We start from the raw sequence: 19,504 nt of genomic DNA, 5'->3' as shown, positions 1-19,504 counted from the left end.
GGTTACAGGGAACCCGAAGGACCTTCCCAACCAACAAGTTCCAAAAATAGGGACTCTGATTCTAAAATTTCGGGCAAAATAGGAACCAGAGAGACCAAATCTCCATGATTCCCCATTCCCATACAGGATCCGCCATGGCAGAGCCGACCTTCTTTGGTATAAATGGCGTATTGGATCAAATGATCAAAGGATTTTCCCTGGTGTTTGGGGGATTGGGACTGGACCAGAGCCAAATAGGTCAAACCTTCACTTTGCCTACGTTCCAACCGGATTCGGACTCGGTTTTCCTTAGTTAAGGTTTCGCTGGCAAAAAGGAGGTCACCCTTCCCTGGATTCCATTTTTGAAAACTATAGGAGCCTACCACTCCCCCATCCCGTTTCCATTCATATTTTGCTTCATTTTTTGGCTTTGGTTTGAAAAGAATCACTTCTTCTTTGGGACGATTGTCCTTCCAACCGTAAGAGGTAATGCTAACGGAAGTTCGGGCGATGTCCGTGATAGGAAAAGGAAAACGACTCCAAAGACCAGGAACGTCATAACTCTCCCAAGGTTGGACAATGTGTTCGCAAGTTTGGCTGGCAAGAAGACGATCCCTTACATCATAAAAAGCAGCTGTCACATACAAAGCTACAGGTGAATCTCCCAGGTTTTCTCCACCGGTGATGACAATACTCGGGCAATCAAACTTAAGATCACGACCAAGCCCATCCACAAACTGCATAGGACTTACCTTCCAACCGACGGTTAGCCCATCCGCAAAGGGAAGAAGTTGCATGGGAATGGCATCAAACGCATCACGGGCGTCATACGGTGGATGGATGGGTAAATCCAAATAGTATGCAACCGGATTGGTTTGTTTGGTGGTGAGAAGATTTAAAGGCACTGGAGGGAGTGTAAGTCCCCCCAAGGGTTAGTCAAGAAATTTCTTTATTTAAAGATCACCTTTCAGAAGTGAGAGGAATCCATCTCGAGAAACAGTCTCAGTTTTCTCTTCTCCCATACGTCGGAAGGAAATAGAACCTGCTTCTTTTTCTTTATCACCTAAAATCAAAGTGTAACTGCTTCGTTTTAGGATGGAATCCCTAATTTTACTTCCTATCTTTTCATTACGAATGTCAATCTCGACTCGGAATCCTTGCATGACCAAATCCTGATAGACTTCTTTCGCATAATCACTGTGAACTTCTGCCACAGTTAAGACACGAATTTGTGTCGGATTTAACCAAAGTGGAAATTTCCCTTCGAAGTGTTCGATTAAAATCCCAATGAACCTCTCTAGGGATCCATAAATGGCTCTATGGATCATAACCGGTGCATGTTTTTTTCCATCAGAGGCAGTGAAATCTAATTCAAAACGATTGGGCATAGAGAAATCAATTTGAACGGTTCCGCATTGCCAAAGTCTTCCAAGAGAATCCTTGATATTGAATTCAATTTTAGGCCCGTAGAAAGCTCCGTCCCCTTCTTTGATTCCGTATTCAATTCCCTTTTTTTTCAAAGCATCGTGTAATGCTTGTGTGGCGAGATTCCAATCTTCATCGCTACCTTGAGACTTTTCAGGTCGTGTGGCAATAAAGGTTTTGAATTCGGTAAATCCAAACTTTTTATACACATCAAAAGTAAAATCGATGATGTCTTCGACTTCTGATTCTACTTTTTCGAGTGGAGCATAAATATGAGCATCGTCCTGCGTGAAGGCACGCACACGGAATAGTCCGTGGAGCACTCCCGACATTTCATGTCTGTGGACATTTCCCAGTTCCATAAACCGAAGTGGCAATTCTCTGTAAGAATGCATATGGTATTTATATATCAAACAACATCCAGGACAGTTCATTGGTTTCACTGCAAATTCACTTTCATCGATATCAGTGAAATACATGTTTTCTTTAAAATTGTCCCAGTGGCCTGACTTTTTCCAAAGAGAAGAATTTAAGATGGCAGGAGTTTTAATTTCCTGATACCCGCGCCTAAAACATTCTTCCCGAATGTAGGAAGCAAGAGAGTTCCAAAGGATTGTTCCTTTCGGGTGCCAAAAAGGAAACCCGGGAGCTTCGTCTTGAAAACTAAAAAGATCAAGTTCCTTCCCAAGTTTTCTATGGTCTCTTTTTTTAGCCTCTTCAATGAGAAAGAGATACTCGTCTAACTGCTTTTTGGTGGGGAACGACACTCCATAAATACGAGTGAGTTGTTTGTTTTTGGAATCCCCTTTCCAATAGGCACCAGAAATCGCAGTCAGTTTGAAAGCTTTGAGTTGGCCGGTTCTTGCCACGTGAGGTCCGCGGCAAAGGTCATACCATTCCCCTTGTCCGTATAACGAAACCGATGCGGAATCGAAACCTTGGATGAGTTCGACTTTATAAGGTTCGTTTTCTTTCCTAAATTTTTCTATGGCTTCCTCTTTAGAAAGTTCCCAACGTTTGACTGTCAGGTCTTCTTTCACAATCTTTGCCATCTCGGCTTCAATTTTAGGAAGGTCTTCTGGGGTTAAAATGGTTTCACCAAAATCAATATCATAAAAGAAAAAACCAGGGCCATTTTCGATGACCGGGCCTACTGTTAGGCGAGCCTCTGACCAAAGCCTTTGGACAGCCATACCGAGTAAGTGGGCCGAAGAATGGTGAAAAACTTCTTTTCCTTCTGAATCATCAAAGGTGAGAAACTTTACCGTGGTGTTCGTCGTAGGAATATAAGAAAGGTCAACGGTGCGACCATCGGACAAAACAACGGCAAGAGCTTTCTCTTTCAAGAAAGGCAGTTGGGCTTGGATGAAATCAGAAAAGGATTTACCGGATTCTAGTTCCTTGGAACTTCCATCTGGTAATGTGATTGTAATTGCTGCCATAATTCTTTACCCAGGTTTTCGCACGCGCCCTCTCCCGAAAAGTAAAGTTTTACCAGAGTCTGCCAGATTCCAATGATTCTGTTATTTTCTTAAAACTTTCCTCAACCGACTCCTTGCGACCAAACCCACCTACCTCTTCCAAAACAATAAACCCATGTAGGAGAGAACGTAAAATCCGAATCCTGTGGACTGCCGTTTCGTCCAAGGTCTGAAACCGAAAGACTTCCATACAGAGGTTCAAAATTCGGTCACCCAAGGGTTTCAATTCTGGATCAAATTCTGTGGATTCAATGGTTAGGGGATATATATGAGGGTGAGACTTCGCAAAACTTCTGTAAGTATTTATAAACTCGAGGATTGGCCCAGAACCCGAGTTTAGATTTTTTAATTTTAGAGAAAGTCGATCACCAAGAACCACCAGTGCTCTTCTTTGTATTTCCCTACGAACATCGCCTATATCTTGGATGTGGTTGTAGAGAGAAGGTGTGCGGATTCCCAGTTTTTCGGCAAGTCCAGCCAACCGAAATTCCTCAAAACCCAATTCCATAATCATATCCCAGGCCGCATCCAAAACAAATTCTCTTGTGATCTGTATTTGGCCTTTTTTTGGCCGGCCTGGTTTGTGTTTTATTTTTTTTGCCATAACAACTGTATATCGGAATAGAACTTAGTTGGTTCTTCTACAAAAGGATAGTGACCAACACCTTCATATATTTTTACAGATCCATCCAGAGTTTTTGCAATCCAACGAGCTTCCTCTTCTGGGGAATCAAAGTCTGGATCTTTAGAACCCATAATCACAATGACATTGCTCGCGGCGAGAGGTAAAGCCGCTTCACATTCTGTTTTTGGTGCCAGGAGCATAGATCTAACTGCTGCCATACGACCCTCTTCCTTTAAATTGATTTTTAATTTTTCGGATCTTTCTTTTAAATCTTTGGGAGGATTTACGGGAAATAAAGATTCGTAAAAGCTAACCCAAGCACTCGCTCCCCAAGGACCTCTGAATACAAGTTGCATCAATGTTTTCATTCCGAAAGACAAAGGTCCTTTGTCACGAACGAAAGGGCCAGAGAGGGCAAGTCCCAATACTCTGTTTTTTTCTTTGGAACGAATGTAAACGGCAGAAGCAGCTGTCATAGAATTTCCAATGATATATACATTTTGTAAATCCTTCTCTTGTATAAATGCTAAAATATCTTCAGCAGTTTCTTTTGGGCCATAAGAAGGAAAACTCACATCGGATTCACCGATCCCGCGTAAATCAAAACTATAAACAGAATTGTCTTTAGCGAGTAACTTCGCAAGTTCCGCATAACTTTCCTTTCTGTCTCCAATTCCAGGCAATAATATCAAATTTCTTTTGCCCTTCCCTAGTTGGGAATAAGCAATTCGGCCATCCCTTGTTTGAAAATAGGAAGTTTCTATATTTGGATCCTTCCTAAGGTCTTCTCCCCAAAGGAGGAAAGAAAAGAAAAAGGAACATATGATAAAAATTTTGTGGTAGATTGTTTTCATAAAAACTAATGATATTAGTTTATTTAACTAATGCAATTAGTTTTTTAACAGATTCCAGAAATACCAATATTTTTTCTAAAATGGATCCGTTTTCTGGCTTGCCCTTCCCTTTTGGCATGAGATCCTTTCATTACCTAAAACGTATTGGTGATCCATGTCCATTGTTACCTTCGAAGACAAAGAGAATTTTCCTTTAGAAACAAACAAACCAGGTGCCACCATCCTGGAAACCGCCCTAAAACATGACTACCCGCTCTACCATCTTTGTGGAGGGAATGCCAAATGTACAACTTGCCGTGTTTTTGTGACTGATGGATTAAATCATCTGAGTACGCGAAATGATAGAGAACAAACTCTCGCGGACAGAAAGGGTTGGCCTTCTGAGATCCGACTTGCTTGCCAAACAGAAGTGTTTGGCGATATTTCACTCCGCCGAATCATAAAAGATAAAAAAGATTTAAAAACCGTTACCAGCGAATCCAAATCATCCAAAACGGGTGAAGAATGTTATGCAGTGATTCTTTTTCTTGATATCAAAGGATTTACTTCTTTCACGGAATCAAGTTTACCTTATGATGTTGTTTTTGTTTTAAACAGGTTTTTTCAAGAAATGAGTGAACCCGTCCTAAACAATGGAGGGGAAATTGATAAATTCATTGGAGATGGAATTTTAGCTTTTTTCCAAATGAAAAACAAAAACGAAGCCATCACCAACGAAAAAAATCTTTTGTCTGCCAAAGAAGAAACCATTCGTTCTGCCATCCGAGCTTGCCTTCGAATGTTTGATCAATTGAAAAAATTCAATTTAGAAATGAAAGATAGGTTCAATTTTAGTTTTGACATTCGTATCGGATTACATGCAGGAAATGTAATCTACGGAGACATTGGACATTCCGAATACAAAAGCCAAACAGTACTTGGTGATACAGTGAATGTGGCAAGTAGATTAGAAGCCTTAAACAAAAAGACAAATACGAACTTTTTAGTCTCCGATGAAATTTATCAAATCATCGGTCCTTCCCTTTCTGTGAATAAAAAAGTAATCACAAGACTTCGAGGCAAATCTGAAAAAATGGCTGCTTATTCGGTTCTTGGATTTAAAGTTTCAGATCCAATCCTACGTATTCAAAAATCTTTTGATCATGTTTTAGAAAACAATCCACACTGGATTGAGGATTACTTAGATAAATTAAAAAGTTTTGTAGAAGAAAATTTAGATCAAAAATTAGAGGAAACGGAAAATTCGTTAAACCAACATGAGTTCTTAAGTGCCATCGAATCCATTATTGAAAGATTAGGAAATCCTATATCTTTAAAAAAAGGAGTCTCTAAATTAGGAAAGATTTATGAATCCTTAGGTATTCCTAAAAAAGAATTTCCAAAACTAGTTCCTATCCTAATTTCTTCGATCAGAGAAAACCTTCCTTCTGAATGGAATCCCGAATTAGAATCGATATGGAATCAAGTCACAATGGATCTTACGATAGAAACAATTGAATCATAAAAACCTCCTTGCAATTGAATGAAAACTCTGTTTTTATAAAAATTAAGTAATGTCTTTAGATAAAAAAAGAAATTCATCACAAAGTTGGTCACGTTTAACAAATACAATACGACAGTTAATTCAGTCTAAACAAGGTCCGGCAGCCATTCGTTATGGAATCACACTGGTAATCCTTGTAATTTCTTTCAATGTATTCAATGTAATCAATAGTTATGTGGGTCGTGACTTCATCTCTTCTATAGAACAAAAAAATGTAACGGCCTTCTACACAAATGCACTCCTCTACGCAATTGTGTTTATCATCTCTTCTGGAATCGGATCCATCAATCGGTATGCCGAAGAAAGACTTGGGATCTTATGGCGGGAACAACTCACCTGGAAATTTACTGAAAATTATTTAGCAGAAAGAACCTTTCACCAAATCATTGGGAAACCTGGAATTGAAAATCCTGACCAAAGAATTACCGATGATGTCAAAGCGTTTACAACAACAACGATTTCCTTCACCTTACTCTTTATTGGTGGCATATTTTCTGCGATTTCCTTTTCGGGTGTTCTTTGGAGTATTAACCCCATTTTGTTTTTAGTAGCGGTGGCTTATGCTTTTTTAGGAACCGTATCCACCATCTTCCTTGGAAAATCTCTGATCCGTATCAATTACGATCAATTAGACATGGAAGCAAGTTATAGGGCAGATCTATTACATATCCGCCAACATGCAGAATCCATCGCTGTCACTCACAGAGAAGCACGAATGTCCGTTAGGTTAAAATCAAGGCTCCGTAAATTAGTGAATAATTTTCGCAAACTCATATCGGTAAACTTGCGACTTAGTTTTTTTACAAATAACTACAATTATTTTATTCAAATCATTCCCATGCTCATCATTGCTCCCAGTTATATGAGAGGAGAAATTGAATTTGGGGTCATCACACAAGCGGCACTTGCATTCACAACTTTACTCAATGCCTTTTCACTTATCGTCACACAGTTCCAATCCATCTCCGCTTTCTCTGCTGTGGTCAAACGATTGCATTCTCTAGAAACTGCCATGTTCCATACAGAGGCCGATGCAAAACAAAATAGAGAATCCAATTTTAATTCCGATGAAATTAGTTTTGAAAATTTTACATTATACTCGAATGACAGGTCCAAACTTTTAGTAGACAACTTAAATTTAAAAATCCAACGAAACGAACGTTGGCTGTTTACTTCTCCTGATGAAATCGTCAAACTGAGTTTATTTAGATCCATTGCTGGAATTAGTAATCATTCTGAAGGCCAGATCAAAAAACCAAGTTTAGAAGATGTTTTATTTCTCCCCGAACAAGCTTACCTTCCACCAGGAAGACTTCGAAATGTGATTGTGCCAGCATATTTAAATTTGGAAGTATCAGACCCAGAAATCCTAGCAGAATTACAAAAAATGGGACTCGATACTTTAGTTCGTAGGTATGGAGGGCTCAGGACTTTGAAAGAATGGAACGAAGAACTATCGTTAGCCGAAAAATACAAAATTGCGGTGATCCGTGTATTATTTTTAAAACCTAAGTTTTTGGTTCTGGATCGTCCTGGATCCAGTTTAGGTAAATTTGAAATTTCAAAAATTTTAAAAAGATTTCACAATCTAGGTGTGGCCACCGTTGTCATCGCTAAAGATGAGGAAACTGTTTTGGAATATGACCACCATCTCAATATTTCTCATTTTGGGAAATGGAGTTTAAGTTCCGTTCATAAGGCAAACAACGAATGATCCAATCAATCAAAAACGAGTCTGGACTCGAATTCCAATTTTTATCCAATGGGAACATACATTCCATTCGGTTCAATCGCTTACTTGTCAATTTGTATCTCGGAAATGAGATGGAGCCAAGTATCAGCAATCTCTATTTAAGAATTCATACACAAAACTCAATCCTTCTTTTCCCCTTATTTGGGCCAAAGTCAAACTCCTATTTCCAAATAACAGATTCCATTTATCTCTCACAAGGAAACTCTCATGGAGTGGATTATCAATTATTTCTGGAACTTCATCCAAACCTACCTACCTGGAGATACAAAGTCCAAGTTACAAACAAAACCAAAGAACCAATAGATTACGATTTAGTATACATACAAGATATAGGAATTTGCGATTACGGCGGATCAAGGCTGAATGAATTCTTTGTTTGTCATTACATCCACCACGAACCAATTCTCACAGAAGATTTTGGTTATGGAATTCTCTCACGCCAAAACGAATCTGTATCAGGAAAACATCCTGCTAGTTTTTTATTTTGCACCGATTTTATCCAATCTTTTGCTACAGACGGTTTGGACTTATATCCGCAAGGTGTATACCAATCCCTTCCCACCAAACGAAGACAAGGTGAGCACTCCATTTTAGGATTAGAAAGAAAAAGAGGAACACTCTCCGCGGATGAAATGCAGGAAACTTGTTTTTACGGGTATTTATTCGAAGACCTAAAAACTCTAAAAGTTTCTCCTGAACTAGAAGGCCTTATCAAGGAAGCCGGAAGTGGATGGACAGAAACTCCCCATTTGAATGGGGCAATGATCCAGACACAACCAAGCCTATTTTCTACCACAAAACAAAAAGAAGGTGACACGCTAACAGAAGTCGATATAAAATCTTTTTTTCCGAAGGAATGGAGAGAAGTGGAAAAATCTTCTTCTGGAGAAATTTTATCTTTTTTTACAAATGAATCCACTCATGTAGTTCTAAAAGAAAAAGAATCCCTTTGTCTCAGACCCCACGGACAAATTCTTAGAACAGGAATTCCTACGACACCTGATGAATCTTCACTTACAGTAACATCTTATTTTAAAGGTATTTTTTTATCCCAACTCACTGAGGGTCATACCAGTATCAACCAATACATATCTCGTAATCATAGTTATCTTAACTTCTTTCATTCTTACGGGTTTCGAATTTTTAGAGAAGAAGAATCTGGTTTTGTTCTTTTGGATAGCCCTTCTCTACTCTCCATGGAACCAAACAAGATGGAATGGATTTACCAATGGGGGGAAGAAGTTTTACGAATTCAAGTGGAAACAACCAAAAATCATGAGATCAGGTTCCAACTCTCCACAAACAATGAGCAGGTGAAAAATTTTCTTTTATCCTTTCACATTGCCCTCGACGGGGACAATGGTGTTTTGGAAATTCCACCGGTTGTCATCCAAACCGAATCCAAAATAGAAATCCAACCAAACCCGAAATCACCTTTATTCCAAAGATTAAAAGGAAAAGGATTTCAAGTTGAAACAGAAGGTCTTAAGACATGGAAAGTTTCCGATGATCGCATTTTATTTCCTGACGGTATCTCAAAAAACCAACCCTATCTCACGGCGGTGGTTCCCGTAAAATCGATTTTGCAATTTTACATCAAAGGAAATTTTGGATCTTCCCAAGCGCACGAAGAAAATAAAAATCACCAACGAGCAATATTTCACAAGACCAATTTACCAAAGAAAACAATTCAAAACTTGGAATCAAAATCCTTAAACCAGATCAAAGAGATTCTCCCTTGGTTCGAACAAAATGCACAGATTCACTATTTAAATCCAAGAGGACTCGAACAATATTCGGGAGGGGGTTGGGGAACAAGGGACGTATGCCAAGGTGCTTTCGAATATTTACTCGCTATGGGAGATATGGAGTTTTGTCGCAGTTTACTCCTTACTGTTTTTACAGAACAAAATGAAGATGGGGACTGGCCTCAATGGTTTATGTTATATCCTCGCGATAAAGAAATCCGTGCCGGAGATTCTCACGGAGACATTCTCTACTGGCCACTACTCGCACTCTCAACTTATTTAGAACGAACAGGTGACTTAAATTTTTTAGAGGAAAAAACAACAGGGTTTCACAGAAAGGAACCAAGAACCATTCTGGAAGCAGTTGAAAAAACCATTTCACTCATAAACAAACGTTTGGTGGATGGAACCAAACTTCCTATTTACGGAAATGGAGATTGGAATGACTCCTTACAACCAGTCAAAGAAGAATTTCGAACCCATGCCGTCAGCACTTGGACGGCCGAATTACAATCTCTCACTTATGATGCTCTGATTCAAATATATCACTTAACGGGTGATATCGAAAAAGAAAAACTCTATCAAAATGAATTGGGAATCATCAAACAAAATATCAAAGAATATTGTATGGATGATGGCATCCTCACGGGATTACGTTACTTCGGAGAGAAGAATTCTTTAGAATTTTACTTACATCCAAAAGATTCTAAAACAGGAATTCATTACAGCATCCTTCCTATGATTTATGGAATTTTATCAGAGGTTTTGGATTCTAAAGAAGCAGAAACGCATTTATCGATCATTCAAAATAAACTAACTGGGCAAGACGGAGTGCGTTTATTCGATGCACCGATTCCTTATTCTGATGGCCTTAGTGTTGAATTCAAACGAGCAGAGACTGCCAGTTACTTTGGAAGAGAAATTGGATTGATGTACACCCATGCACATTTACGTTACTGCGAAGCTTTGGCTCACATGGGTAAATCAGAAGAATTCTTTTACAATTTAAATTTGATAAATCCAATTGGAATTCAGAATAAAGTCCCCGCAAGTAATCCAAGACAGTCTAACTGTTATTATTCAAGCTCTGATGGTTCCTTTTTAGATCGTTACGACGCTGGAACAAATTACAAAGAATTACTACTCGGAAACATTCCTTTGGAAGGTGGATGGAGAGTGTATTCCAGTGGTCCCGGAATATATATCAAACTTGTTTATGAATGTTTGTTTGGAATTCGTATTTTTTTAGATGGATTGGAACTAAATCCAACTCTGCCAAAAGGATTGGATGGTTTACAATGGGAGATCCATTTATTAGGCAAAAAAGTTTTGATTACTTATCTTGTGGAATCTGAAAATGCTAGTATAAATTCTGTAACACTCAATGGTATTTCACTTCCCTTAGAACGAAAAAAAAATCGATACCGCAATGGTGCTGCAAAAGTAAAATTTACTGATTTAGAATTTTCTTTAAAAGAGGATTCCAATCAATTAGTGATTTTGTTACGATAAAAAGAAAAAACGTGTAGGGAAATTTCCCCACACGTTTTCCGATTTTTCCTTTAATAAAGGAAGTTTTAAATAGCGCTTTTTCCTTTCTCGCCAGTTCTGATTCGAATCACTTCTTCGAGAGGAGAGATAAAAATCTTTCCGTCACCGATTTTTCCGTCACCACTTTTTGCTGCTTTTAAGATAGCATCAACAGTTGGTTTTACGAATTCATCGTTTACAGCAATTTCTAGTCTAACCTTTCTAAGTAAGTTTACAGTGTATTCGTGACCACGAAAAACTTCTGTTTTACCTTTTTGTTGTCCGTAACCTTGAACGTCAGATACTGTTAGACGATAGATTTCGTTTTTAGTTAATTCTGCTTTAACTTCTTCCAACTTATGTGGTTGGATGATTGCAATGATCATTTTCATAATGTTATACTCCTATTCCCTTAACCACGAGCTCGGATATTGAAATCAGGGTAAGCTTCTGCTCCATGTTCCCCAAGATCCAAACCACTGAGTTCTTCTTCTTCACTCACTCGGATTCCACCAGCAAGTTTCAACACATACCATAATGCAAAAGAAACTACAAATGTGAAACCACCGATTGCTAGAATTCCAATAAGTTGAGTTAGAATGGAAGGAACTTCTACTCCAGCAGGTGCGCCTTCGTATCCGAAGATTGCAACTGCTAATGTTCCCCAAATACCACATACTAAGTGAACTGAAGTTGCACCTACAGGGTCATCAATTTTGATTTTGTCAAAGAAAAGAACAGATAATACAACGAGAGTTCCAGATACAGCACCGATGATGGCAGCTGAAGTTGGACTCACGATTGCACAAGGTGCAGTGATACCAACAAGACCAGCAAGTGTTCCGTTAAGGATCATACCAAGATCAGGTTTTTTCAAGATGATCCAAGCTGTTACAGTGGATGCAAGAGCACCTAATGCAGCTGAAATGTTTGTAGTCACAATTACGTGAGCCATTACACTTCCGTCACCAACACCCATAGTAGAACCTGGGTTAAATCCAAACCAACCGAGCCAAAGGATAAGTGTTCCTAATGCTGCAGATGTCATGTTGTGACCAAGGATTGGTTTAATTCTACCATCTGGTAAAAATTTTCCTTTTCTTGCACCAAGAACGATGGCACCAGCAAGAGCTGCCCAACCACCTACAGAGTGTACTACGGTAGATCCAGCGAAGTCATGAAAACCAAGTTCTGAAATCCATCCGCCACCCCATACCCAGTGACCAGTAAATGGATATAAAAATGCTACTAGAATAAAGGAGAAGATAAGGAAGGAATGAAATTTAATTCGTTCTGCCACAGCTCCAGATACGATGGTTGCTGCTGTTGCTGCAAAAACCAATTGAAAGAAAAATTTCGCAAATAGAGGAACACCAGTCCAATTCATAGATGAATATACACCTTGGTATGCATCCCCAATTGCTGGAGAGTTATCGGCTCCACCTAAGAAAAATAGACCTTCACTTGCCAAATATGGAGTTCCATCACCAAACATCAAACCCCAACCGATTGCCCAGTAGGAGAAAGTTGCTGCAGCAAAAACAATAAAGTTTTTTGCAAGGATGTTCACGGTGTTCTTTGATTGAGCAAAACCCGATTCAACGAGAGCAAAACCGGCATTCATAAAGAATACCAACATACCAGCGACTAGCACCCATAAGGTGTCTAAACCAACGGTTAAAGTTTGGATTGTGTTTGCGGTTTCCTCTGCTGGAGTTGCGACGGTTGCAGCTTCATCTGCAAAAAGGAACATCGGAACAACCAGGAGCAGGAAGGCGATTGATTTGAAATACTGTTTCATATTACCATGTTTCCTTTCCATGTTATTTGTTTAGAAACAGTGCAAGATTGGTACCCGATTTGAATTCTGATGCCAGAGAAACGGAAAAAAATCGTAGAATGCCTAGAAACCCCTCATTTTGTATAAATTTATTATGAAACGGAAACGAATCCTGATAGGCCTAGCTCATAATGTCGGGACATTTTGCTTTATTGTAGTTCATATGGTATAAATTTTAAGCACATCCGCTTTGCATTGGACTTCCTTTCTGATAAAAAACAAGGTCAGAATGCATCTGAATCCCCTCTAATAGAGGTGAATGAGGAAAGAGTTAGGCACTGCAATCAAAAACCCTTAAATGCAAGCGGACAGTTTGTCCTCTACTGGATGCAAGCTTATCGTCGTTTTGACTCCAATCATGCTTTTGCTTATGCGGTAAACTTAGCAAAGAAACATAACAAAGAACTGATTGTTTATGAAGGACTTCGTTCTGATTACCCTTGGAACTCAGAAAGGATTCACCGATTCATCGTCGAAGGGATGTATGACAACCAAACAAGAGCAGACGAACTGGGAATCAATTACTGGCCCTTCCTAGAATCCAAAACAAATCCTGCACGTGGGATCTTAAAAGAAATAACCAAAAATGCAGTGGCCATCGTCACTGACGACTTTCCTTGTTTTATCATCCCCGAACAAACCTCAAAACTTGCCGCCAAAGTGAATTGTCCCCTGATTGCAGTGGATAGTAACTCCTTACTTCCATTCTCCCGTTTTGCCAAAGAAGCAAGTGCCGCAAGGATTCTACGAATTTGGATTCATAAAGAATTTTTAAAAGGAATGCCTGAAAGAACCAAACCAAAATGGAAAAAGGAAGATGTCCTGGCCTTGAATCAAAATTCAAAACCTCCTGTAGGATTTGGATTACCAAAAGATTTAGATTTATTTTTAAAAACTTTTGAGTTTAAAGATTCGGTCCCTCCCGCCAAAGGAGTGAAAGGTGGTCGCGCAGAAGCCCTCAAAATCTTAAAAACCTTTATCGCAAAAAAAATTCAAGAATATGAAACGGGTCGTTCCCAACCGAATCCACCAGAAATGACTGCTACAAGTGGTCTTTCTCCCTATCTCCATTTTGGACATATTGGAATCGAAGAAATTTTCCAGGCAGTTTTAGAATCTTCATCGCAAGGAAAATGGAACCCAGAAAGAATGAGTCACCAAAAACCCGGAGACCGTGAACATTTTTATTCGGAGTCTACTTCCACCAATCACTTCTTAGATGAACTCATCACTTGGAGGGATATAGGGTATTTATTTTTTTGGAAAAACAAACCCAAAAACATCAATTTAGAAAATCTTCCCGACTGGGTAAAAACCAATTTCAAAAAACATAAATCAGATACAAGAGAGTATGTTTATAATTTGGAACAATTTGAATCTGGAAAGACACACGATGAACTTTGGAACGCTGCCCAAACCGAACTTGTGAAAACAGGTAGAATGCATAACTATATGCGAATGTTATGGGGTAAAAAAGTAATCGAATGGACAAAATCTTATGAAGAAGCGTTTCAAATTCTAGAACATCTAAACAATAAATATGCTTACGATGGAAGAAACCCCAATTCCTATACCGGAATTTTATGGTGTTTTGGATTATTTGATAGACCTTGGTTTCCAGAACGAAATGTATTTGGGAATGTTCGATTTATGTCCTCAGATTCGACAAAAAAGAAGTTTAAAATGAAATCCTATTTGGAGTATATTGGTGAACTGAGCGGAATCTCCGACTCACTTTTCCATGACTGAAGAAAACTTACCTACTACATTTGAAGAAACAAAATCTAAGTTTGATTCAATTTACTTTTACTTTGTCATTTTGTTCAATGATTCCATCCACGAGTTTTCTTATGTAGAAGATTGTTTGATGAAACTTTGTTTCAAAACAAAAAAAGATGCCAAAAAAATTGCGATGGAAGCGCACACCAATGGCAAAGCTGTTTGTTTCCAAGGTAGTATGGAAGAATGTGAAACTGTTGCCGAGAATATGACCAATGCCAACCTAACGGTCATACTTGGTGTATAAAATCATTCCAAAAAGTATCACTAAGAGATAAGTCTTTTTCGTTGAGCCGAAAAAGTTTATTAAAAATATACAAAACTTCATATTTAATTTCATTCTTATGGATTTTAATTAGATTTTTATACTTACCAAAGTTATGTAAATCATTCGTTCTTTGATAAGCAAAACACAAAAAAATATAACTAACAATATTTAAATCCTCACCGAAACTCAATTGATTCATGAGTTTAATGGATTTCTGGAGTGTGGAAATCCCTTCTTTAAATTTTTCGTTTTGGATTAATAAACATCCATACGTGGATAAAGCGATGGGATCATTTTTACCCAACTCTACGGCCATTTTAGAATATTCTTCTCCCTTAGGATCTCCCGTAAAAAAAGAGCTACATGCGATTTCGTTATAGGCTAACTTTAAATAAAAATTATTAGGAATTTTATAATTCAATACACTGTATGCAATTTCCGATGAAGTTTCAAATTCCAAAAGCATTCTTTTTGCCGAGGACTTTAATATGTTTAAATAAACATTTTCTGGATATTGACTTAACAAAGGTTTTAATAACTCAATATATTCGTTCGGATCATCTGCAATCTTGGCTTTAGGTAAATTGTAGGAAATATATGCGTCTTCCTTTATTTCGTTTATAAATTGGTTTCCTTTTGAAGCCAATTTATATAGAAGCATTCCATCGCTGTCAATATTTAAGATACTGAAGGAAACGTTTGTCGGAATCAAATTCTGAATGACAAGGAATAAATTGATTAGGTAAAAAACAATAATGTAGCCGTAAAGGTATTGATTTTCATAAAGAATATTGATTAAGAAAAATACAAAGAAGAAGAAAAAATTTAATAAAATCCCGCCGGAAAGATATAAACCGTAATTTAGCTTCGTTAAGTCTTTCATTGAATGATAGTCTAAATACGTAAAACCTCCATCAATTGCGTTTGTAATCGATACCGACGTCTCAAAAATTTTAAAATTAAGTATATTTTTTTTACCATTCCCAATGATAATCCGATCTACCTTGAGGTGAGAGAGTTTCGCAAATAGGAGATGGCCAAATTCATGAATATATATGGAAATGTATAAAAATAACAATCCTGCGAATAAATGAGAAAGGGAAAAAATATTTATATATGTTCTCGCAATATAGATTCCAATGAATAAGCCAAAAACAATATAAACAATAAATTTAATTTTTCCCATATTTCCTTTAGTTCAAAATCATAAACTTACCCTTTAAACTCAAATCCCTGGCCTTGGTTTAACCTTAGTAACAAAGTACACTTTGACCGGCTCTGCTTTCCCTTTAAGTGTCAGTTCCTTGATGTCTTCATATTCAATGTATTCACTCCCACCGGCCGCAAGAAAGGCGGCTTCCGAAACAGCTACTTTTCCTGGAATACCATGACTTTCTAACCTTGCCGCTGTATTAACAGCATCACCGATAACAGTGTAGTCCATTCGTTTGATGGATCCAATGTTACCCACAATGGCTTCTCCAAAATTAACACCAATCCGCAATCGGAAGGTTCCCGGCGGAAGGCCAAGGTCACGATTGATTTCTTCCATTTTTTTCTGCATATCCACAGCACAAGCAACAGCTTTATAAGCATCTAGTTCTGTTTGTTTGGGTGCGCCCCAAAATGCCATAATGGCATCCCCGATGAATTTATCTAAGGTAGCAGAATAATGAAAAATCAAATCCGATAAGGATTCAAAAATTGTGTTTAGGTTTTGAAGGACAACTCCTGGTGGATTTTTTTCTGCAAAAGTGGTAAATCCAACAATATCGGAAAATAAAGTAGCAATTTCTCTTTCCTCACCACCTAACTTAATATTGTCGGCAACAATGGTTTCCATTACAGCAGGAGAAAAATAACGAGAAAGTCTGTCTTTTTCTTCTCTTTGTTTTTCCACAAGCCTTCTGGAATCAATCATGTTCTTTACGATGGATAAAGCCACAGACACTGAGAAAGCAGCAAAAGCGTAATCCTTTAAAAAAGTATGGCTCGGATACCATTCCCATTGCATTTCCACAAAGATATCATTTAGAATCAGAACGATAAAAGCCAAAAATCCAAGAGAAACCGTTCCCATAGACGGAACTTTTCTTCCGAGGAAAATGATATAAAACAGTGCTCCGCCAAGGACAATCGTTACGAAACTCCAATAGAAAAAAAACTTAGATAGGAAAAGGAAATTTGGGGTAAACAAAACAGCTACAATTGAAAGAACACCAGCGATGTCTATATAACGGTTGGTGATTTTGATCCAACCTTGTCTAACATGTGCAAATCGAACGATAAAATTAAAAAGTAAATGTACAAGGCCGATCCAAGCGACATACTCTATTTTTTTAATCCAAAATCCGTCACCAACTACGGAATAAATAATTTGACTCTGAAACAAAGTATTCAGTGCCATAAAAATGGAACCTAATGCAAAGTAAACGGTAGCATCATCTTCGTTTCGAAATAAGAATTGCCAATATAAATAAAAACTACCAAGTAACAAAGTAAGTACGATAACAAAAATCTTTTTGAAATCATTCCAATACTCTGCTCGTTCCGAATATTTTACAGAAGATACATAAAACTTATCGTGCGACAAACCTGGACTCAAAGGATACTTTGCATAAACTCTGACAGCAAGGATATTGGGTTCATCGGTTTTTAAACTATCGATTGGGATTTGGTAAAAACGAACTTTATCGCTATACAGAGATTTGTCTTCTAACTGAACGTTCTCTTCTGTATCCAAATGAAGGCCAGTCCCACCAATGAACTTTCCATTCCAATAAACAGCATCCGCTTGGCTGATTTGTCCGAGGCGCACCGTTAAGTTTCGCGATTTGAATCGAGTTCGGATGTCTTCTTCGGTAATTCGAATTTCCGTTCGGTACCAAGCATATCCTTTGTAAGATTCCAGATATTTGGAAAAGTCAGGAAAATACAATTCTCCATCCCCATCTTTCACCTTGTCCCAAGCGGTTTGGACTTGGAATCCAGAGATCCATCCATTTCGAACAGATTCCCCCAACTGGATTTGGGCATGTGCAAATCGTAGTGCTCTCGTTTGTCCGTTTTCTTCATCTAAATATACATCATCTTCATTCGTTTCTGCCACGAGGGGAGAATCTCCCGGTTTAAAACTCCACTTGTGGACCGACTGGCCAAAAGAAGTTTCTGATCTAAGATCCAAAATTTGGTTGGTGAGGAGGACCTGTGCGGTTACGGGTGAGAGAAATCCCGCAATGAAAAGGAATGTACACAGGTAACAAAAGAGTCTTTTCGAAAAAACCATGTCGGAAATCTTATAAAAATCAAAAGGAACTGGCAAGTATAAAACAATGGACAAAGTCATTGTGGAAAGTTTAGATTCTGATTTTTCAGGAATCATCACGGCACCTAACGGAAAAAAGGTGAACGTTTTTTTTGCCTATCCTGGCGATGAACTTCAAGTCGAATATGTCAAACGTAGACCAAGGCAAAGGTCTTTACGAATTTTAGAAACCATCCGTAACCATGATTGGAAACTCGTCCAATGCGATGTGTTTGGAGAATGTGGGGGTTGCACTGGCCAACACATAGATTACAAAAAACAATTAGAACTTAAATTTTCACCCATCCTCGAATCTTTCCAAAAAGATTTAGGAATATCCGTCACTCCTCTTCCTTCTCAACAAATTTACAAGTACCGATCGCGAATGGATTTCTCTGTTTTCCCTGGTCCTATCATCGGACAAAGGCAAAGGGGAAACTTTCGAAAGGTTGTTCCCATTACCTCTTGTTCCATCCAATCCGATTGGGCGAATGATGCCCTAAAAGATGTACAATCTGTACTAAACCAAATGCCAGAAGTGATTTGGGACAGGAGAAGCGAAGAAGGAGGACTCAAATACCTCACCATTCGTAAGGCACAAAATACAGATGATGGAATTTTAATTTTTACCTTTACCGATGGATATGAATCACATCCATCTATGGAAAATTTTCGTAACCTATGTTTGGAATCCTTAAAACAAAATTCATTATTATTTTGTTATAACAGACCTAAGTCGGAGGTTTCTGCTTTTGGAAGACCTGAAATCTTAAGAGGTAAGTCTACTTTTACAGAACAAGTTTTGGGAGAAACCTTTCAAATTCCTTTTGATTCTTTTTTCCAGCCGAATCCAACGGGGTTTTTACCAATCCTTTCTTTTATCAAAGAAAGATTGCCTAAATCAGGAAACAATCTCATCGATTTATTTTGTGGAAATGGTTTCTTCTCTTTGTTATATGGTGATTCTTTTAAAAATATAGATGGATATGAACTGACCGAATCCTCTATAACAATCGCATCTGCAACCTTTGAAAATCGTTATCCAAACAAATCCCATTCATTCCAAATCGCAAATCTATTTATGTCCACAGAACTTCTGAAACAAAAAGAAAACGCCACTTTGATTTTGGATCCTCCTAGGGCCGGTGCTGGGAAATTAGTAACTCAATGGATTCGTGATTTTGGGCCAGAGTTTGTATTCTATGTCTCCTGTAACCCTTACTCCCAAAAGGAAGATGTATCAACCTTCCTTCCGAATTATGATTTTGTGGATGGAATCCTAATTGATCCCTACCCGCACACTCCCCATACAGAATCGGTGCTTTTCTTTCGAAGAAAGACAGTATAAATCCCTTCACCAATTTTGAATTTCCTC

At 38.2% G+C, this 19,504-nt stretch carries 14 protein-coding genes; 6 read left to right on the top strand and 8 right to left on the bottom strand.

Going from position 1 to position 19,504, the window contains the following annotated elements:
- Nucleotides 1–2: 2 nt before the first annotated feature.
- Genes EHQ70_RS06535 through EHQ70_RS06520 form a run of 4 tightly spaced genes read right to left on the bottom strand, consistent with a single transcriptional unit; the run spans nt 3 to nt 4,364 of the window.
- Complete coding sequence (locus EHQ70_RS06535) at nt 3–884, bottom strand: hypothetical protein (RefSeq protein WP_135584693.1); 882 nt, start codon at nt 882–884, stop codon at nt 3–5.
- Nucleotides 885–932: 48 nt separating this feature from the next.
- Nucleotides 933–2,846: a threonine--tRNA ligase gene (gene thrS, locus EHQ70_RS06530; protein WP_135584691.1), complete on the bottom strand. Its 1,914-nt coding sequence runs from the start codon at nt 2,844–2,846 to the stop codon at nt 933–935.
- 49 nt (nt 2,847–2,895) lie between these two features.
- A complete protein-coding gene (locus EHQ70_RS06525) occupies nt 2,896–3,489 on the bottom strand; it encodes a TetR/AcrR family transcriptional regulator (protein WP_135584689.1) in 594 nt (197 codons plus the stop codon).
- Entirely contained in the window at nt 3,474–4,364 is an 891-nt protein-coding gene (locus EHQ70_RS06520; RefSeq protein WP_135584687.1) for an alpha/beta fold hydrolase, read from the bottom strand. The genes EHQ70_RS06525 and EHQ70_RS06520 overlap by 16 nt, the downstream gene beginning before the upstream one ends.
- 154 nt (nt 4,365–4,518) lie before the next feature.
- Here EHQ70_RS06520 and EHQ70_RS06515 point away from each other — a divergent pair, with 154 nt between their 5' ends.
- From EHQ70_RS06515 to EHQ70_RS06505, 3 genes are read left to right on the top strand one after another with little or no spacing between them, the layout of a single operon-like run.
- Nucleotides 4,519–5,868, top strand: coding sequence for an adenylate/guanylate cyclase domain-containing protein (locus EHQ70_RS06515; RefSeq protein WP_135584685.1), 1,350 nt, complete (start codon nt 4,519–4,521; stop codon nt 5,866–5,868).
- A 49-nt stretch (nt 5,869–5,917) separates the two neighbouring features.
- Nucleotides 5,918–7,621 carry an ABC transporter ATP-binding protein/permease gene (locus EHQ70_RS06510; protein WP_135584683.1) on the top strand — a complete coding sequence of 568 codons (1,704 nt, stop codon included), beginning with the start codon at nt 5,918–5,920 and terminating at the stop codon, nt 7,619–7,621.
- A complete protein-coding gene (locus EHQ70_RS06505; protein WP_208729510.1) occupies nt 7,618–10,920 on the top strand; it encodes a GH36-type glycosyl hydrolase domain-containing protein in 3,303 nt (1,100 codons plus the stop codon). The genes EHQ70_RS06510 and EHQ70_RS06505 overlap by 4 nt, the downstream gene beginning before the upstream one ends.
- Before the next feature lie 65 nt (nt 10,921–10,985).
- Here the strand turns inward: EHQ70_RS06505 and EHQ70_RS06500 are convergent, their stop codons facing one another.
- Together EHQ70_RS06500 and EHQ70_RS06495 are read right to left on the bottom strand one after the other, a co-directional pair.
- Entirely contained in the window at nt 10,986–11,330 is a 345-nt protein-coding gene (locus EHQ70_RS06500; protein WP_004786287.1) for a P-II family nitrogen regulator, read from the bottom strand.
- A 20-nt stretch (nt 11,331–11,350) separates the two neighbouring features.
- On the bottom strand, nt 11,351–12,739 hold the full coding sequence (locus EHQ70_RS06495) for an ammonium transporter (protein ID WP_135584681.1): 1,389 nt from the start codon (nt 12,737–12,739) through the stop codon (nt 11,351–11,353).
- A gap of 294 nt (nt 12,740–13,033) precedes the next feature.
- On the opposite strand from EHQ70_RS06495, the gene EHQ70_RS06490 reads away from it, so the two are divergent.
- Both EHQ70_RS06490 and EHQ70_RS06485 read left to right on the top strand, forming a co-directional pair.
- Nucleotides 13,034–14,527: a deoxyribodipyrimidine photolyase gene (locus EHQ70_RS06490; protein ID WP_208729514.1), complete on the top strand. Its 1,494-nt coding sequence runs from the start codon at nt 13,034–13,036 to the stop codon at nt 14,525–14,527.
- On the top strand, nt 14,520–14,804 hold the full coding sequence (locus tag EHQ70_RS06485; RefSeq protein WP_135584679.1) for an ATP-dependent Clp protease adaptor ClpS: 285 nt from the start codon (nt 14,520–14,522) through the stop codon (nt 14,802–14,804). The genes EHQ70_RS06490 and EHQ70_RS06485 overlap by 8 nt, the downstream gene beginning before the upstream one ends.
- Here EHQ70_RS06485 and EHQ70_RS06480 read toward each other — a convergent pair.
- Entirely contained in the window at nt 14,788–16,011 is a 1,224-nt protein-coding gene (locus EHQ70_RS06480) for a site-2 protease family protein (RefSeq protein WP_135584677.1), read from the bottom strand. The two genes, EHQ70_RS06485 and EHQ70_RS06480, sit on opposite strands and share 17 nt — an antisense overlap.
- A gap of 39 nt (nt 16,012–16,050) precedes the next feature.
- Nucleotides 16,051–18,111, bottom strand: coding sequence for an adenylate/guanylate cyclase domain-containing protein (locus EHQ70_RS06475; RefSeq protein WP_135584961.1), 2,061 nt, complete (start codon nt 18,109–18,111; stop codon nt 16,051–16,053).
- 46 nt (nt 18,112–18,157) lie between these two features.
- Between EHQ70_RS06475 and EHQ70_RS06470 the strand changes: the two genes are divergently transcribed.
- Nucleotides 18,158–19,477: a class I SAM-dependent RNA methyltransferase gene (locus EHQ70_RS06470; protein ID WP_135584675.1), complete on the top strand. Its 1,320-nt coding sequence runs from the start codon at nt 18,158–18,160 to the stop codon at nt 19,475–19,477.
- Nucleotides 19,478–19,504: the final 27 nt, after the last annotated feature.

The sequence above is a fragment of the Leptospira congkakensis genome (genome assembly GCF_004770265.1).
In the GTDB taxonomy this organism is placed as follows: domain Bacteria; phylum Spirochaetota; class Leptospiria; order Leptospirales; family Leptospiraceae; genus Leptospira_A; species Leptospira_A congkakensis.
This window is presented reverse-complemented; position numbering and strand designations above follow the sequence as displayed.

What these genes read in the sequence shown, in the direction of transcription:
- EHQ70_RS06515 (WP_135584685.1), top strand. Translation starts at nt 4,519, where the DNA reads ATGTCCATTGTTACCTTCGAAGACAAAGAGAATTTTCCTTTAGAAACA.
- EHQ70_RS06510 (WP_135584683.1), top strand. Translation starts at nt 5,918, where the DNA reads ATGTCTTTAGATAAAAAAAGAAATTCATCACAAAGTTGGTCACGTTTA.
- EHQ70_RS06475 (WP_135584961.1), bottom strand. Translation starts at nt 18,111, where the DNA reads ATGGTTTTTTCGAAAAGACTCTTTTGTTACCTGTGTACATTCCTTTTC.
- EHQ70_RS06470 (WP_135584675.1), top strand. Translation starts at nt 18,158, where the DNA reads ATGGACAAAGTCATTGTGGAAAGTTTAGATTCTGATTTTTCAGGAATC.
- EHQ70_RS06500 (WP_004786287.1), bottom strand. Translation starts at nt 11,330, where the DNA reads ATGAAAATGATCATTGCAATCATCCAACCACATAAGTTGGAAGAAGTT.
- thrS (WP_135584691.1), bottom strand. Translation starts at nt 2,846, where the DNA reads ATGGCAGCAATTACAATCACATTACCAGATGGAAGTTCCAAGGAACTA.
- EHQ70_RS06480 (WP_135584677.1), bottom strand. Translation starts at nt 16,011, where the DNA reads ATGGGAAAAATTAAATTTATTGTTTATATTGTTTTTGGCTTATTCATT.
- EHQ70_RS06485 (WP_135584679.1), top strand. Translation starts at nt 14,520, where the DNA reads ATGACTGAAGAAAACTTACCTACTACATTTGAAGAAACAAAATCTAAG.
- EHQ70_RS06520 (WP_135584687.1), bottom strand. Translation starts at nt 4,364, where the DNA reads ATGAAAACAATCTACCACAAAATTTTTATCATATGTTCCTTTTTCTTT.
- EHQ70_RS06495 (WP_135584681.1), bottom strand. Translation starts at nt 12,739, where the DNA reads ATGAAACAGTATTTCAAATCAATCGCCTTCCTGCTCCTGGTTGTTCCG.
- EHQ70_RS06525 (WP_135584689.1), bottom strand. Translation starts at nt 3,489, where the DNA reads ATGGCAAAAAAAATAAAACACAAACCAGGCCGGCCAAAAAAAGGCCAA.
- EHQ70_RS06505 (WP_208729510.1), top strand. Translation starts at nt 7,618, where the DNA reads ATGATCCAATCAATCAAAAACGAGTCTGGACTCGAATTCCAATTTTTA.